Consider the following 15601-nt stretch of genomic DNA (forward strand, 5'->3'; position numbering starts at 1 on the left):
CATTAATGATTACCGTTGGCTTTTGTGAGTTTCAATATCGAATGTGAGTGTTTAAGGTTTTATTAATCTACCCAATGTATTTTATAAAAACTTATTCATCATGATTCTTTATTGATATTTATGCAAAATTTGAAAGAAGATCAGAAATTTAGTTTTTCCTCGTTATTTTTAATTATATTATTTTTTACCTATTTTTCATCCGCTTTGCAACTTTATATTTCCCTATCGGGTCACTCCAATTTTATTGGCTTAAGGGATTCCATTATTTATAGTTTAATTTGGCTAATACCGGTGTTATTTTTTCCTAATCATACGCGTAAAATTGCAACTATTTATGGAATTGTTGTCGGCGGATTGTCTTTAATTTCGTTAGCTTATTTTGTCATTTATCGGCAAGAGTTTTCACAAAGTGTATTTTTTGTCATGGCTGAATCAAATTTCAGTGAATCTAATGAATATATACAGCAATACTTGAGTATTAAATTAGTTTTGGTATTAATCCTTTATATTTTAGTCGCGATAGTTCTCTGGAAACAAGTCAAGCCGGTTTATGTCCAAAATAAAACTAAGTGGATGGTTTCATTGTTGATTGCTATTTATGCTTTGATGCCACTGGCAATCAGTGTAATGGTAAAAAAAACCTCTTTTGAGAAAGCGGGAGCACATTTATTAAGCCGTATGGAAACGACAGTCCCTTGGCAATTACTGAGTAGCTATATTGCTTACCGTTCACAACTTTCTAATATGGAAAATATTCTGAATAATTTGCAATCTTTACCTTCATTGGAAAATTTGAAAGATAGCAATGGGGATACACCCAGAACATTAGTCTTAATCATTGGGGAATCGACTACCCGTACAAGAATGGGAATTTATGGTTATAACCGCAATACTACCCCGATGATTGAACAATTTAAAAAAGAAAACCCAAATTTATTGGTTTTTAACGATGTTGTCTCATCCAGACCATATACGATCGAAATTTTAGAACAAGCCCTGACTTTCGCCGACGAGCGGCATCCTGATTTATACTTAACACAACCTTCACTCATTCATCTAATGAAACAAGCCGGGTATAAAACTTTTTGGATTACCAATCAACAAACAATGACCAAACGAAACACGATGTTAACCATGTTTTCTAAGCAAACAGATAAACAATATTATATGAATAACGATCGTAACCAAAGTGCCAGACAATATGATGATGCTGTGATTCAGCCTTTTAAAGAGGTGTTAACCGATCCCGCTGAAAAGAAATTTATCGTTATTCATTTACTTGGTACGCATATGAAATATGAATTTCGTTATCCAAAAAGTAGTGAATATAATGTTTTTCAAGATAAGACAGGCATTCCATTCAATATTGACGATGATAACGCCAAAGTCTACAACAGCTATGATAATGCAGTGAGCTATAATGATTATGTAATAACGACTTTGTTTAATACTTTTAAACAGAGCCATGATAACGGTTTTATGTTGTATTTTTCTGACCATGGTGAAGAGGTTTATCAAACACCACCGTATGATGTCTTAGGACGAAACGAAAAAGCACCAACCAAACCGATGTACACTATTCCCTTTATACTTTGGGAATCACCAAGTTGGTTGAAAACACATCCTAATAATTACCAAGCTTACGTTGATCGCAAATTTAGCTCTCAAGATTTAATTCACACTTGGTCTGATTTAGCGGGCTTAACTTACAATTTATATCAGCCTGAAAAAAGTTTAGTTAATCCTAACTTTAAACAATCAATACGTTGGATTGGCGATCCCTATGATAAAAAAGGTTTGGTGGATTTTGATAAATTGGTTAAGTAATTGATATCCTGATTGCACAAGCATTTAAGGTATGGTATTGTATATTTATACAGTTATATTTTACATGCTATCATTCAGATTATGCGAAAAATCATTCATGTTGACATGGATTGTTTTTATGCGGCAGTTGAGATGCGGGACAACCCTCGATACCGTAATATCCCCATTGCTGTTGGGGGTGACCCACGAAAAAGAGGCGTTGTCGCAACAGCCAATTATCTTGCTCGACAATTTGGTATTCATAGTGCTATGTCAATGGCGCAAGCGGTAAAACTGTGTCCAAATCTTAAAGTCATTCCGGGTAGACATGCTGTTTATAAAGAAGTTTCAAACCAGATTCATCAAATTTTTCAGCGTTATACCCAAGCAATCGAGGCCTTATCACTTGATGAAGCTTATTTAGATGTGACCGATTGTCAACTTTGTCATGGTTCGGCAACATTAATTGCCAAAGACATTCGGCAAGCTATATTTGATGAACTAGGTTTAACTGCGTCAGCCGGTGTTGCACCACTTAAATTTTTAGCTAAAATTGCTTCAGACATGAATAAGCCTAACGGTCAGTATGTGATTACACCTGACGAAGTTGATTCGTTTATACAGCAACTCCCTCTCAAAAAGATTCCGGGTGTGGGGAAAGTTACCGAAAAAAAATTGGCTGAACTAGGGTTATTTACTTGTCGAGATGTGGTGAAGTATGATTTAACCAAATTACTTAATCAATTTGGTAAGTTTGGACGAGTGCTTTATGAAAGATGTCAAGGCATTGATGAACGTGAAGTCTGTAATGACAGGCAACGTAAATCAGTGGGAGTTGAACGTACTTTAGTTGATGATATTCATACTTGGGATGAGTGTTTACTGCAACTCGATCCACTTTATGAAGAGTTAGAAAAACGATTAAGTAAAGTCAGAACCGATTTATCAATAGCCAGACAAGGGGTAAAATTTAAATTTGATGATTTTCAACTTACGACACAAGAACACGTCTGGGCAAAGTTGGATAAACAAGATTTGATTGAACAAGCGTACAAAGTTTGGCAAGAACGGCGTAACGATAGGGGAGTAAGGTTAATCGGTTTTCATGTTACCCTTATTGATCCACAATTAGACAAACAATTAATCTTTCCTTTTTAGCTATTTGAAGCATTAAATTGTTAAACTGTTTTTATGGGGATTTTTGAATATCACAATATCCCCATAAATGATTTTGGCTTAGCTAAGTCTTATTTCAAACTTTTTCCATTGGTCTGAATGACTTGTTTATACCAATCAAAGGAATCCTTCTTATACCGTTTCATGCTACCATTACCTTCGTTATCACGATCAACATAGATCACACCATAGCGTTTTTTCATTTCGCCAGTGGTAAAGGATACAACATCTATGATTCCCCATGCGGTATATCCAATGACATCAACCCCGTCATAGTCCATTGCTGTCAGCATTGCTTTGATATGGGCGCCCAAATACTCAATACGTGGTTTGTCATGTATTTGATGACCATTTTCGAGTTGGTCAATTGCACCGAAACCATTTTCTACAATAAATAACGGCAATTGATAGCGGTCATATAAACGATTTAATGTATAGCGTAAGCCTTCTGGGTCAATTGGCCATCCCCAATCACTGCTTTTAATATAAGGATTTTCGACCGCATTGGGTAAAGCACCATTGACGATATTGTCACGGTTATCATTTTTGACATCAGCTTTAACGACCGTTGACATGTAATAACTAAAACCAATGTAATCAACGGTGCCTTGTTTCAAACATGCTAAATCTTCTTGCGTTATATCAAGTTTATAACCTTCTCGCTCAAACTCTTTTAATGCATAAGCAGGGTAATAGCCTCGGACATGAACATCAGGGAAGAAGAATCGTTGATGCATTGCAATTTCTGAAGCCATCATATCTTCCGGATTACATGAGTAAGGATAAATTGGTACATGAGAAATCATACAACCAATTTGAAAATCTGGGTTGATTTTTTTACCTGCGATCACGGCTTTAGCACTGGCTAAGAGTTCGTAATGAGCAACTTGGTAAAGGACTTCTTGCGGATTTTCACCTGCTTTGACTTGCACGCCAGAATTAGTCCAAAAGAAGATAGGGTTGCTCGTATCCATTTGATTGTTAATTTCGTTAAATGTCATCCAGTATTTGACTTTATTTTTATAACGCTCAAAACAGGTGATCGCAAATCGCTCAAAAAACTCAACCGTTTTACGATTACGGAATCCCCCATATTCACGAGCTATGTGTAAAGGAATTTCAAAATGAGATAGGGTAATGACCGGTTCAATTCCGTTGGCAATTAATTCATCAAATACCGCATCGTAAAACCGTAATCCCTCTTCATTAGGCTGTAGTTCATCACCTTTAGGGTAAATTCTTGTCCAAGCAATCGAGGTGCGAAGACATTTAAGACCTAGCTCTGCAAATAGTTTAATATCCTCTTTATAGTGATGATAAAAATCGATCGCGGTATGGTTCGGGTAAAATTTTCCTGCTTCAATATCTTGCGTAATTTGTCTTGGCACACCGTGTGCACCTGCTGTCATAACATCGACGACACTTGGACCTTTACCGCCTTCATTCCATCCGCCTTCAAATTGGTGAGCAGCTAATGCACCGCCCCATAAAAAATTTTTTTGCTTCATATCTGTGTTCCTTGTTATTGCTTAATGTCAAATACGATATCTTGAGTTGTAACGTCTGTTTTATCGGTTAATGTGATTTGTTGATACTGTGCACTATTAACAATAATAATTGGGGTAATTAATGGATAACCCGCTTTTGTAATAGCGTCAGGATCAAAACTAATAAGCAAATCACCTTTTTTAACTTGTTGATTTAATGATACATGATAATTAAATTCGTTATTTGTTAAATTGACTGTATCGATACCACAATGGATTAAAAGTTCTACACCATTATTTAAGGTCAAACCAATTGCATGTTTTGAACGTTCAAATACCGCAGTAACTTCCGCGTCATCAGGGGCATAAACATGATTATCCGTTGGCTCAATAGCAATACCTTCACCCATTAGTTTTTGAGCAAAGGCAGGGTCAGGGACTTCGCTTAATGGCAGCGCTTTACCTGTCATCGGGCTTGTAATTTTAATTTCATCAACTAAAACTTTCGGCGTATCATCTTCGATCCGCTCGTTTGGAGATGATTTTGATTCACCGGTACCTAAAACTTGAATTAATAATACCGGACCAAATAAGGCAATTACTGATCCAATTAAAACGCCTATAAATGAGCCAGGATGTTCAGGATTAATAGCATTAACTATGGTTAATGGACCTGGTAAAGCGGCATAGGTATAGTAATAAGGTGTAAAAAATCCCGCAACAATTCCGCCTACAGCAGCACATACACAGCCATAAATGAATGGTTTTTTGAAACGTAAGTTCACACCATATATAGCCGGTTCAGTAATACCAAAAATACCGGTAACAAATGCGGATAAAGAGACCCCTTTCATATCTTTATTTTTGGTTTTGATATAGAATCCTAAGGCAGCGCCCACTTGACCAATAACAGCAATTGTTTGGAAAGCTTGGAATGAATCTTGACCGTATTGATTTATATTTTCAATGATAACTGGTGTGATTCCCCAATGAACACCGAAAATAACAAATACCTGCCAGACTGCACCGATTAATCCACCTGCCACAGATGGTGCAAGATTAACAATCCAGTTGTAACCATTAGCAATATAATGTGCAGCATTTGCAGTCAGCGGACCGATAGCGAGCAAAGTAAGGGGTACCATAATGACTAAGCAAATAAGAGGCATCAGAAGTGGTTTAATGATGCTATGTAAACGTGGCTCTAAAAATCGTTCTAAATAAGATAACAGCCAGACTAAAAATAGTGGTGGTAACACCGTTGACATATAGGTGGTTTCGGACAGTGCCAAACCAAATAAATTAATTTCTTGCCCTGATTTGATGAGTGCAGCCAGTTCAGACCATGTCGGTGATAACAATGCTGCACAACACGCCACAGCGATATAAATATTGCAGCGAAAATGTTGTGAAGCAGTAATCGCAATAAAAATAGGTAAAAAAGCAAATGGTGCCCACGAAATGAAATTGAATACTTGGTAAGTGCCTGTCGTTCCGAAATCAGGAAAGGCTAATTTAATTAAGATTAGAATCCCTTGTAATATTCCTGATGCAGCTAGGACATAAACAAAAGGTGCAAATACGGCTGACATCGTTGCAATGATAAGATTTAATATATTTTTATTTTCGACATTTGCAACTTTATTATCTGTTTTAATTAATTGCACAAAGGCATTATAGACTTTATCAACATTTGTTCCAATAACCACCTGAATTTGTCCGCCTTTTTCAACAACGGTTATGACGCCAGGAAATTTAGCAATATTTTCCTTGGCATTTTCGGGGGTTTTTTGTGTCACTAAGCGTAGACGTGTTGCACAACGAGCGACAGTGACTATATTGTTTTCACCACCTAACTCATTCAAAATATCAACAGCCAACTTATTATAGTCTCTGATTTTTGACGACATCGTTTTAAGTTCCTTATAAAAAATAAAGTTAACTTATCTTATCGACAAATTGAAAATTGTTAATTACCAATTTTATTGTTTGTGATCTAGATCTAATTTTAAATATGTTCGCTTTGATATTAAAATAATAAGTATAAAATAGGATTTAACTATAGATGAATAATATAAGGAAAATAAATGTTGAAATATCAGGATGTTGCAGAAAAGATTAAACAGACAATTTATCAACAAAAATTGCCAAAAGATACCCAATTACCTAATATTGAAGGGTTAATCAACCAATATCAAGTCAGTCGGACAACTATTATTAAAGCTTTAAACCAACTTGAACGCCATGGTGTCATCTATCAAATACAAGGTAGTGGTATTTTTGTTAGACAGCCTAAAAAAAGTGGGTATCTCAATTTTTTAGAAAGTCATGGGTTTAGTGTAGATTTAAACGATCTTCCAGGTGCATCGCAAGTATTTAATGTCGATATTATTGAACCGGACAAAAAAGTAAAAGAAAATTTAAGATGTGGTGATGATGAACACGTTTATTACATCAAGCGTTTACGATATGTGGACGGCGAAATATACGGTTTTGAACAATCTTATTATCGCAAAAAACTGGTGTCATATTTGAATAAAGAAATTGCTGAGCATTCAATATTTAGTTATGTGAAAGATATCTGTAAAATTAGCATTGGTTTTTCAGATAAATATTTTAAAGCGATAAAATTAGATGCCGAAATAGCGAAATACTTAGGTTTACAAGCAGGCGATCCTGCGTTATGTGTTGAAGAAATATTTTATACATCGGCAGGGGAACCATTTGATTTTTCGAAAATTATCTACCATTACGACAATGCAAAATTTTATGTTCAGAGCCATTCTAAATAAATCGAAGTTTTAAAAGAGTAGCTTGAAAAAATGGATTATTGATCTAGTAAACTATTTGAACAATAATTACTTTAAATTAAAAATAAAATAGTAAATATAATCGGTTTTAAACGCTCTCCTATTATTTCCCCCTTTTGTTAAGAAACTAATTAAGGAGAGCGTGTTTAATTGATGATAGGTTTATTTTAAAAGTTTACTGTATAGGTTTAAGTGTCTCAAAAGTACCCGATAAAACCAATTTTATTCTGTAATCTGTTGGAGCATAAATTTCAACATCCTCCTTCCGATATCCATCATTATACAATCTGTTCGGATAACGTCGAGCGTCTCTGTATTCTGATTCCAGATCAAATTCTCCACCAGTTATATTAAGCTGTTTAGGGGCACCTAACAGATATTGTTTTGCCAGTAGTCGTTCAACTTTATTTTTAAGTTTAGCTAATAATATTGCTTCATGTTCTTCAATTGCTTTTTGAACAGCTTCTTTCGAAACGCTGTAATGAGTATCATCATTGACGACCATTTTTAATTCTTGAGCTTTAGCAATAATTTTACCAATAAGGTCAAGCTTAGTTGTTTTGACCATAAGATTATGCCGAACGTAATATTGTTTTACTGTAATTCTTTCCGGTGATATTTTATCAGTATCTGACTGTGTTATGGTGAAATTCGTTAATTGAAGTTTTTTTAATTCATCGGTAATGGTTGAATATTTTTTATAAAGATTATCTTTAGCTTTATTTAAGGTTTGGGCAGTTTCGCGAATTTGGAAAGTATAGAGATTCACAACTTTATCACTTTTTACTTGATGAATATCATTGATATCATATCTATCTAAAATTTTATTGAGATCAACAAAGCTATCGTTATTATCAATCTTTATAACAATATTCATATTTGCTTGAAATTTTGAATTATCTTGACTATTTTCTTGACTTATTTCTCTTACATTGTTTTGATATCCAATTGTTTCTAAATTGTCTTCAGTTAAGCCTAATTTCACTAATTCATCTTTAAATTGTTTGATTGCTGTTACATTGAGATCTGAGGCATCGTTAGGTGTTGCTGCATCAGTTAATAAAGTTACAGAAAATTGTACCGTGTCAGGTTTTAATATGACGGTTTCAGAAATTTTAGCTTCAACTTCTCCCACAGGTATTAAATTTTTGCCATATTTTAATTCTTGTAATTGCAGATAAGTATTATTGACATTCAATTCTTGAGTAACTGAGTTAGCAGCATGACTATTAAAGACGATACCAATATTGAGTAACATGGCAAATAAAATTGTTTTTTTCATCTTTTTATCCTATAGTTAATGTTTAATTATTTATAAAAATACTTGTTGAATTTCAAATAAAAGGCTAAATAAATCTAATTTAGATTATAAATAAAAACCAGATAAAATGTCTAAAAAATGTATGGGATTGTAAAAAGATGTAAAAGCGTTTTTCAACGCTTTTATTTCATTTGATGATTGTGTAAAAGTTTATTTTAGCAAATACCATATTGCGCACGATAGGCTTCAACTAGTTTAACTTGATCTTGTCTGGTTGGATCTTGATAAAGATATTGGATCAAATCATCAAGTGTAATAATTGAAATCACTTCGCAATGATAAGTTTGTTTAATTTCTTGAATTGCAGAAAGATCGGCACGACCTTTTTCTTGTCGGTCTAGGCAAATTAATACGCCAGCTAATTTTGATTTATTATCTTCCAATATTCGCATTGATTCACGTATCGCGGTTCCGGCAGTAATAACATCGTCAACCAGCATAACACGTTGCTCATAAATCGAACTACCGACTAAATTGCCTCCTTCACCATGATCTTTTGCTTCTTTACGATTAAAGCAGTAAGGAACATCAACGTTGTGATGTTCAGATAATGCAACGACAGTTGATGATACAATCGGAATTCCCTTATAAGCAGGGCCAAAAATTACGTCATATTCAAGCTTAGCATCTAATAAAGCTGCAGCGTAAAAACGACCTAAAAGTGCTAAATCTTTACCGGTGTTAAACAAACCCGCATTAAAAAAATAAGGACTTTTTCGACCTGATTTTAAGGTGAATTCGCCAAATTTTAATGCTTGCCGATTTAAAGCAAATTCAATAAATTCACTTTTGTATGATTTCATCGATCCTCTCCAATTAATCTTTTAAGGCCTGTCTTTGTGCATCAATAATGGTTGCAATGCCATTTTTCGCTAATTCTAATAATTTTAATAATTCGTCATGACTAAAAGGTTCACCTTCGGCAGTCCCTTGAACTTCAATGATTCGTCCGTCATCAGTCATTACTACATTCATATCAGTTTCAGCATTAGAATCTTCAATGTATTCTAAATCACATACAGGTTGACCATCGACAATACCGACAGACACAGCTGCGACCAATGATTTAATCGGATTTTGTTTAATTTTGCCTTCGGAAATCATTTTATTTATTGCATCAATTAGGGCAACACATGCGCCAGTAATTGATGCTGTTCTTGTACCTCCGTCAGCTTGAATGACATCGCAGTCTAAGGTAATGGTATATTCGCCTAAAAGTTTGAGATCTATCATTGCTCTTAATGAACGAGCAATTAATCGTTGAATTTCCATTGTGCGACCTGTTTGTTTTCCTTTTGCCGCTTCCCGTTGCGTTCTTGAATTAGTCGCGCGAGGCAACATACCATATTCAGCCGTGACCCAACCTTGATTTTGACCTTTTAAGAAACGAGGAACACTTTCATCGACAGTTGCATTACAAAGTACTTTTGTTTCACCAAACTCAACTAATACAGAACCTTCTGCATGCTTAGTGTAATGACGGGTAATTTTGATAGGGCGGACTTGTTCCGCAGATCGACCTGACGGGCGCATGCATTTCTCCAGCAGTTATATTTAAAAAATTAATTGAATTTACCATTTAGGAGGACATCAACAAGAAAAGGTTGATGTTTAGCCTAAGCTAAGAGCGCATTATACAGAATTTGTGATACAATGCCCAGCAAGTTTTTTACTAATTTTAGGAAGCTATTATGATTTCCAGTATGACCGCTTATGCCAGAAAAGAAGTAAATCAACCATGGGGGACCGCTTCTTGGGAGCTTCGTTCGGTCAACCAACGTTATTTAGAAACTTATATCCGTTTGCCTGAACAGTTTCGCTCACTTGAGCCTATTATTCGTGAACGGCTTCGCAATCGTTTAACGCGGGGTAAAATTGAATGCCATTTGCGTTTTGAATTAGATCCTGCTACTCAACATCAAGAATTATCGTTAAACCAAGATCTTGCTAAGCAAATTTTAAATGCAGCGAATTGGATTCAGTCAGAGCACAAATCCGGCGAAGTCAATCCTATCGATGTTTTACGTTGGCCGGGGGTGTTATCAGCTAAAGAGCAAAATTTAGATACCATATCGCAAGAACTTTTAGCATTATTAGATTCGACAATTGATGAATTTATTACTGTACGTGAACGTGAAGGTAAAGCATTAGGTGAGCTTATCATCCAACGGCTTGAAGGGATAACGGAACAAGTTGAAAAGATTCGTCAATGGATGCCACAAATATTAGTATGGCAAAAAGAACGGCTACAAACTAAATTAGCTGAAGCCAATATCGAATTAGATAGCTCAAGGTTAGAACAAGAAATTGTCATGATGGCTCAACGTATTGATGTTGCTGAAGAGCTTGATCGTTTGATGACTCACGTTAAAGAAACTTATGCAATTTTGAAGAAAAATGAAGCGGTTGGGCGTCGACTTGATTTTATGATGCAAGAATTCAACCGTGAATCGAATACCATTGCTTCAAAATCTATCAATGCCGATGTCACGGCTAGTGCCATTGAATTAAAAGTTTTAATAGAACAAATTCGAGAACAAGTACAAAATATCGAATAATTTTATTAATTAAATATAACAACGTAATTCTTCTCAATATCAATTGATTTTATTATCAAAATATTGAGAAGTTAATGAATTTAAAAATAGTTCGATTTCAATAATTAAAAAATCCCTTTTTCTTTCCTTTTACTCATATTAAAATACGCCGCTTCAAAAATAAGCTTTGATATGTTTTATGAAAATAATGACGGTTTTACTTACTGTCAATAATATTAATTATTTAATTTTTCTATTGAAATAATCAAAGTAGATTTATCTATAAATATAAGGAAAAAATAATGAACACCTTAACTGAACACTATCAATTTTCAAATAAATTCAATCTGGGCTCTACGATTGTTTTAACTTTGCTTGGTATTTTTGTGGCTATTATACTCGGCGTAATATATGCCATAATCTCTCATTTTTCTCCATTAATTCTTATTGATATCGGTCTTCTTGTGGGGATGTGTTATGTGATAATCATGTTGCAATCTAATTTATCTCAATTAGCGAAGATCCGTAATGCCAAAATCAATATATTAATGACCTTTTTAATCTGCTTATTTGCCTATTATTCAAATTTGGTTACTTTTGAAGTTTTGTTATTTGACACTGATTATTTGTCAAATTGGATTTCACTGTTTTTATCGCCTATTGATACTATAACTATATTAATAAATGATATTATTCCTTATCGTGAAATCACTATTACTAAAGGCAGCTCATCAAAAGGTTCGATTTCAGGGATGTTATTGGCTGGCGTTTATCTGGTTGAATTCTTAGTCTTCTTTTACCCAATTTTAACAGCTTTATTTATAGAAGATGCCTTTTGTGAAGATTGCCAAACTTGGTACAAAAAATATTTTTTCCATTCTTTGTCTAGTGAAGAATTAGAAAACAATATTAATAGTAGTCGTGTAGGTAGTTATGCCGATGCATTAGCCAATGTAGAACTTCAAAAAGATATTCGGGATTTGCTCGTTAAAAAGACTGACGATAAAATGTCTATGCTAAATTATGAATATTGCCAATGTCCAAAATGTCAGCAAAAAAGTATTTTAACCATTACGAAAAAAATGTTAAAACAAACGGATAAAGGGCCTGAAGTTGAAGGTGTAAATGATGGAATACTTGTCAATCAAGCTTATATTGATCACCAAACAGATCAACTATTTTCAACAAAAATCTAGCATCTCAACGATTAACTTTCTCTTTTTAAATCAGGCACTCTTATGAGTGCCTGAAAACTGTCATTTAAGCTAAAGTCTATTTCCCGCCCAACTCAATACATCGATAATATTATCTTCCCAATTTTAAAACTAAAAAAAATGTTGTTATAAAAATTGTTTAATTAATTGCGCTGTAAATGTTAAAAAAAATTAATAAATATCATAAAGAAAAAATAAAATAACGGCTTACCATTTAAATTTCATTATAAATTTATTTTCGTTGTCTATGTCAGATAGCCATGTTATCAACTGTTATAAATTGATAAGTTTGGTGTGCAAAATAGAACTAATACTTATCACTTATGTAGCGAAAATTAGATTAGCGGTTTTTTAGTTTATCTGAAAGTTATCTCATCAAAACTTTCCATTGTTTTTTCATTGAATTAATTAATGTTTACTAAATAAAAACAATAGATTAAATAATGCTTACAATATTTATAAGAAATTTTCGATCGATTGAATATTGATTGATCATTTAATCCGATCAATAATATTTTTACATAACTTTCTAAAAGACTAGTAGTTATGTTTAATATCGTAAAATCAAGGAAATTTAATAAATGAATAAAATCTACAAAGTTTTAAAAAATAGACAAGGAATTAGCTTGGCAGTATCGGAACTAGCCAAAGGCAAAACAAAATCTTCAGTAAGTAAAATTGCAGCAGCCATCATGATTACAGCTGCTATGTCTGAAAGTGCATTAGCTGCACCAATTCATATTAATTCGAATGAAACAATTAAAGGTAATGGTACTGGCACAATTCAAAGTGGTCAAATAACCAATGATGAATATTCATTAGGTTCAGGGACAAATGGAAAAGGAAGTCTAACGATTAGTGATGGCGGTACGCTATCGTTAGCAAGAATTTTAGTTGGTCGAGGCGCAGGAAATTCAGGTGAATTAATTCTTGATAATGGACATCTTATTAATGCTCAAGGTGTTGCTTATTTTGGCTTCCAAGGTGGTGATGCGAATGTATTAATCACAAATGGTGGTACTTTTACTAATACTGCTTGGGCTTCGCCAAGTATAGGAAGTGAGGCTGGTTCTAATACCACCCTAACAGTGAAAGGAAAAGGAAGCGCATTTATTCAAAAAGCGAATATTCAAGTAATTGTTGGCGCTAATGGTAATGCCAAAGTTGATGTTATAGAGGGCGGCTTATTTGATGCAAAAAATACTTTATTACTCGGATATGCAAATGGTACCGCAATTTTTAATGTTATAGGTAAGGATTCAACATTAAATGCGGCCACTATGCGAGTAGGGCCTGAAAAAAATGTAAATACTGGTCATGCTGAGCTAAATATTTTAAATGGTGCTAAAGCCAATATTGGTGATACAGTCAACGGTACTTTAATTGTTAGAAATGGTGGTAAAGTATTTGTTGATGGAACTGATTCTGCATTGAATGTGGTTAAGGATATATCCATTGGTAATAAAAGTGAAATCACGGTTTCTAATGATGCCAAAATAAACACAACTAAAAACGCTAATGGTGAAAATGATGGTATAACCATCAATGAGGGCGGTAAATTAAATATTGGTGGTAAACCAAATGAAGCACCACAAAAAGCGGGAGCGGTTGATGTGCCGGTTATCCATTTTGTAAATCAAGATCCATCATTACCAGCGGGTGAACTTAATTTCAATCATACTAATAATGATTATCAAGTAGGCTGGGATATTGATAGCAAAGCAAATGGAAAAGGCAATGTCAATGTAATCTCTGGTGATAACTTTATTAGTGGCAAACATACTTATGAAGGAAACACCAATATAACCGGTGGTTCTTGGAATGCCAAAGCCGAGAATGTCTTTAGCGAAAAATCTAATTATAACGTTGATAAGAAAGGATCACTTAATTTAAAAGATCATAACCAAACAATTGGCAATTTAGTCAATGGTGGGACTATCGATTTAGGTAAAGACTCAGCAAATACAGTATTAACTGTCAATGGTGATTACCGTGGTGAAGATGGCAAACTAAATATGTATGTGGATACAGAAAAAGGTGAGTCAGATAAACTTGTCGTAAAAGGTAATGCGTCAGGAAAAACCTATATTGATATAACTGAAATCGGCCGAGGAAATTCAGAACGCGGTAAAATCAATCTAGTTGATGTTGTCGGTCAAGATGATGCTATCTGGAATATCATCGAGAAAAAAGATAGTGAAATTGACTATACAATTGGACGTGATGAAAATGGCAAATTAGTCATTGAATATACCAACGCGTTTTCAAATGTTTATAAATCACCGATAGTCGCATCAGTATTTGGTAACCAATTAGCGGCATTAAATATGTTCCGTCATAGTGCTCACGACCGTGATACCTCAATTTACGTACCGGATTCAAATGTTTGGATGCGTTATAGCTATGACCGAACTCAGACTGACATGTTTAATGGTAGACAATCAATAGACATGAAGACATCAGTGATTGAAATGGGTGTGGATGTATTATCTTTAGACCAATTTAAAGTAGGGGTTTATGGTGGATACGGTCACAGTTCAATTGATACCCAACAAAAACACAGTAAACGTAACGGTGATGGTAGTGTGACCGGTTATAACTTAGGGGTTTACGGTAACTGGAATGCACAAACCAATGGTGAAGGGCTTTATGTCGATACTTGGGCACAATATAGCTGGTTTAAACATAAAACATCCGTTCATTTATCAAATTTAAGAAACTATTCAAGCAAATATAATGGGAACGCATTAAATTTATCTGCTGAAGTTGGTTATGGATTAATTGTTCTTGAAGGCGATGAGAAAAACTGGTTACTTGAGCCACATGCTCAAATTGGTTATACCTGGTTAGACAGTGATAAGTTTAATTTAGGTCGTGCAGGTAAAGTCGACAACATTAATGCAGATGGTGCGCAATTACGCATAGGTGCACGTTACTATGGTCAAAGCACAAAATCTGGTTACGGCGTGTTACCATTTATTGAAGCAAACTGGCTATATGATTCATCTTCACCAGAAGCGAAAGTAAAAGGAAAACATGTTGATTCAAATCAAGGTAAAAATTACGCAGAGTTTAAAGTCGGTGTGAGTGGAAGCATGACAAAATCACTAAGTGCTTATGCTCAACTAGATACTCGATTTGGCTCAGATAAATATTCACGAATTGGTGGACAACTAGGTTTAAATTATTCATTCTAACAATAGTAATATCTTAGTAAATACAAAGCAGTACGATTTAGTACTGCTTTTTT

At 34.3% G+C, this 15601-nt stretch carries 11 protein-coding genes; 6 read left to right on the plus strand and 5 right to left on the minus strand.

Annotated features, from left to right (window positions below; translation table 11 throughout):
• Positions 1 to 120 precede the first annotated feature (120 nt).
• Positions 121 to 1827, plus strand: a complete 1707-nt coding sequence (cptA, locus tag A9G10_RS01595) for a phosphoethanolamine transferase CptA (RefSeq protein ID WP_065557950.1) — start codon at positions 121 to 123, stop codon at positions 1825 to 1827.
• A gap of 81 nt (positions 1828 to 1908) precedes the next feature.
• On the plus strand, positions 1909 to 2964 hold the full coding sequence (gene dinB, locus A9G10_RS01600; RefSeq protein ID WP_065557951.1) for a DNA polymerase IV: 1056 nt from the start codon (positions 1909 to 1911) through the stop codon (positions 2962 to 2964).
• Positions 2965 to 3053: 89 nt separating this feature from the next.
• Here dinB and A9G10_RS01605 read toward each other — a convergent pair whose 3' ends face one another.
• Complete coding sequence (locus A9G10_RS01605; RefSeq protein WP_065557952.1) at positions 3054 to 4490, minus strand: 6-phospho-beta-glucosidase; 1437 nt, start codon at positions 4488 to 4490, stop codon at positions 3054 to 3056.
• A 14-nt stretch (positions 4491 to 4504) separates the two neighbouring features.
• Positions 4505 to 6379, minus strand: coding sequence for a glucose PTS transporter subunit IIA (locus tag A9G10_RS01610; protein ID WP_065557953.1), 1875 nt, complete (start codon positions 6377 to 6379; stop codon positions 4505 to 4507).
• Between the two features lie 177 nt (positions 6380 to 6556).
• On the opposite strand from A9G10_RS01610, the gene A9G10_RS01615 reads away from it, so the two are divergent.
• Entirely contained in the window at positions 6557 to 7261 is a 705-nt protein-coding gene (locus A9G10_RS01615; RefSeq protein ID WP_065557954.1) for a GntR family transcriptional regulator, read from the plus strand.
• Between the two features lie 193 nt (positions 7262 to 7454).
• On the opposite strand, the gene A9G10_RS01620 is transcribed toward A9G10_RS01615, so the two are convergent.
• The 3 genes from A9G10_RS01620 to rph all read right to left on the minus strand — a co-directional run bounded on the left by A9G10_RS01620 (position 7455) and on the right by rph (position 10133).
• A complete protein-coding gene (locus tag A9G10_RS01620) occupies positions 7455 to 8561 on the minus strand; it encodes an SIMPL domain-containing protein (protein WP_065557955.1) in 1107 nt (368 codons plus the stop codon).
• Positions 8562 to 8755: 194 nt separating this feature from the next.
• Entirely contained in the window at positions 8756 to 9403 is a 648-nt protein-coding gene (gene pyrE, locus A9G10_RS01625; RefSeq protein ID WP_065557956.1) for an orotate phosphoribosyltransferase, read from the minus strand.
• Between the two features lie 13 nt (positions 9404 to 9416).
• On the minus strand, positions 9417 to 10133 hold the full coding sequence (gene rph, locus A9G10_RS01630) for a ribonuclease PH (RefSeq protein WP_065557957.1): 717 nt from the start codon (positions 10131 to 10133) through the stop codon (positions 9417 to 9419).
• Between the two features lie 158 nt (positions 10134 to 10291).
• Here rph and A9G10_RS01635 point away from each other — a divergent pair, with 158 nt between their 5' ends.
• From A9G10_RS01635 to A9G10_RS01645, 3 genes are all read left to right on the plus strand, one after another.
• Complete coding sequence (locus A9G10_RS01635; protein ID WP_065557958.1) at positions 10292 to 11158, plus strand: YicC/YloC family endoribonuclease; 867 nt, start codon at positions 10292 to 10294, stop codon at positions 11156 to 11158.
• A gap of 281 nt (positions 11159 to 11439) precedes the next feature.
• A complete protein-coding gene (locus tag A9G10_RS01640; protein ID WP_065557959.1) occupies positions 11440 to 12333 on the plus strand; it encodes a hypothetical protein in 894 nt (297 codons plus the stop codon).
• A gap of 599 nt (positions 12334 to 12932) precedes the next feature.
• Positions 12933 to 15548: an autotransporter outer membrane beta-barrel domain-containing protein gene (locus A9G10_RS01645; RefSeq protein ID WP_065557960.1), complete on the plus strand. Its 2616-nt coding sequence runs from the start codon at positions 12933 to 12935 to the stop codon at positions 15546 to 15548.
• Positions 15549 to 15601 lie beyond the last annotated feature (53 nt).

Source organism: Gilliamella sp. wkB308, from assembly GCF_001690185.1.
In the GTDB taxonomy this organism is placed as follows: domain Bacteria; phylum Pseudomonadota; class Gammaproteobacteria; order Enterobacterales; family Orbaceae; genus Gilliamella; species Gilliamella apicola_I.

Excerpts from the sequence above, each read along its gene's own strand:
- A9G10_RS01615 (WP_065557954.1), top strand. The coding sequence starts at position 6,557 with ATGTTGAAATATCAGGATGTTGCAGAAAAGATTAAACAGACAATTTAT.
- A9G10_RS01605 (WP_065557952.1), bottom strand. The coding sequence starts at position 4,490 with ATGAAGCAAAAAAATTTTTTATGGGGCGGTGCATTAGCTGCTCACCAA.
- cptA (WP_065557950.1), top strand. The coding sequence starts at position 121 with ATGCAAAATTTGAAAGAAGATCAGAAATTTAGTTTTTCCTCGTTATTT.
- dinB (WP_065557951.1), top strand. The coding sequence starts at position 1,909 with ATGCGAAAAATCATTCATGTTGACATGGATTGTTTTTATGCGGCAGTT.
- pyrE (WP_065557956.1), bottom strand. The coding sequence starts at position 9,403 with ATGAAATCATACAAAAGTGAATTTATTGAATTTGCTTTAAATCGGCAA.
- A9G10_RS01635 (WP_065557958.1), top strand. The coding sequence starts at position 10,292 with ATGATTTCCAGTATGACCGCTTATGCCAGAAAAGAAGTAAATCAACCA.
- rph (WP_065557957.1), bottom strand. The coding sequence starts at position 10,133 with ATGCGCCCGTCAGGTCGATCTGCGGAACAAGTCCGCCCTATCAAAATT.
- A9G10_RS01640 (WP_065557959.1), top strand. The coding sequence starts at position 11,440 with ATGAACACCTTAACTGAACACTATCAATTTTCAAATAAATTCAATCTG.
- A9G10_RS01620 (WP_065557955.1), bottom strand. The coding sequence starts at position 8,561 with ATGAAAAAAACAATTTTATTTGCCATGTTACTCAATATTGGTATCGTC.
- A9G10_RS01610 (WP_065557953.1), bottom strand. The coding sequence starts at position 6,379 with ATGTCGTCAAAAATCAGAGACTATAATAAGTTGGCTGTTGATATTTTG.
- A9G10_RS01645 (WP_065557960.1), top strand. The coding sequence starts at position 12,933 with ATGAATAAAATCTACAAAGTTTTAAAAAATAGACAAGGAATTAGCTTG.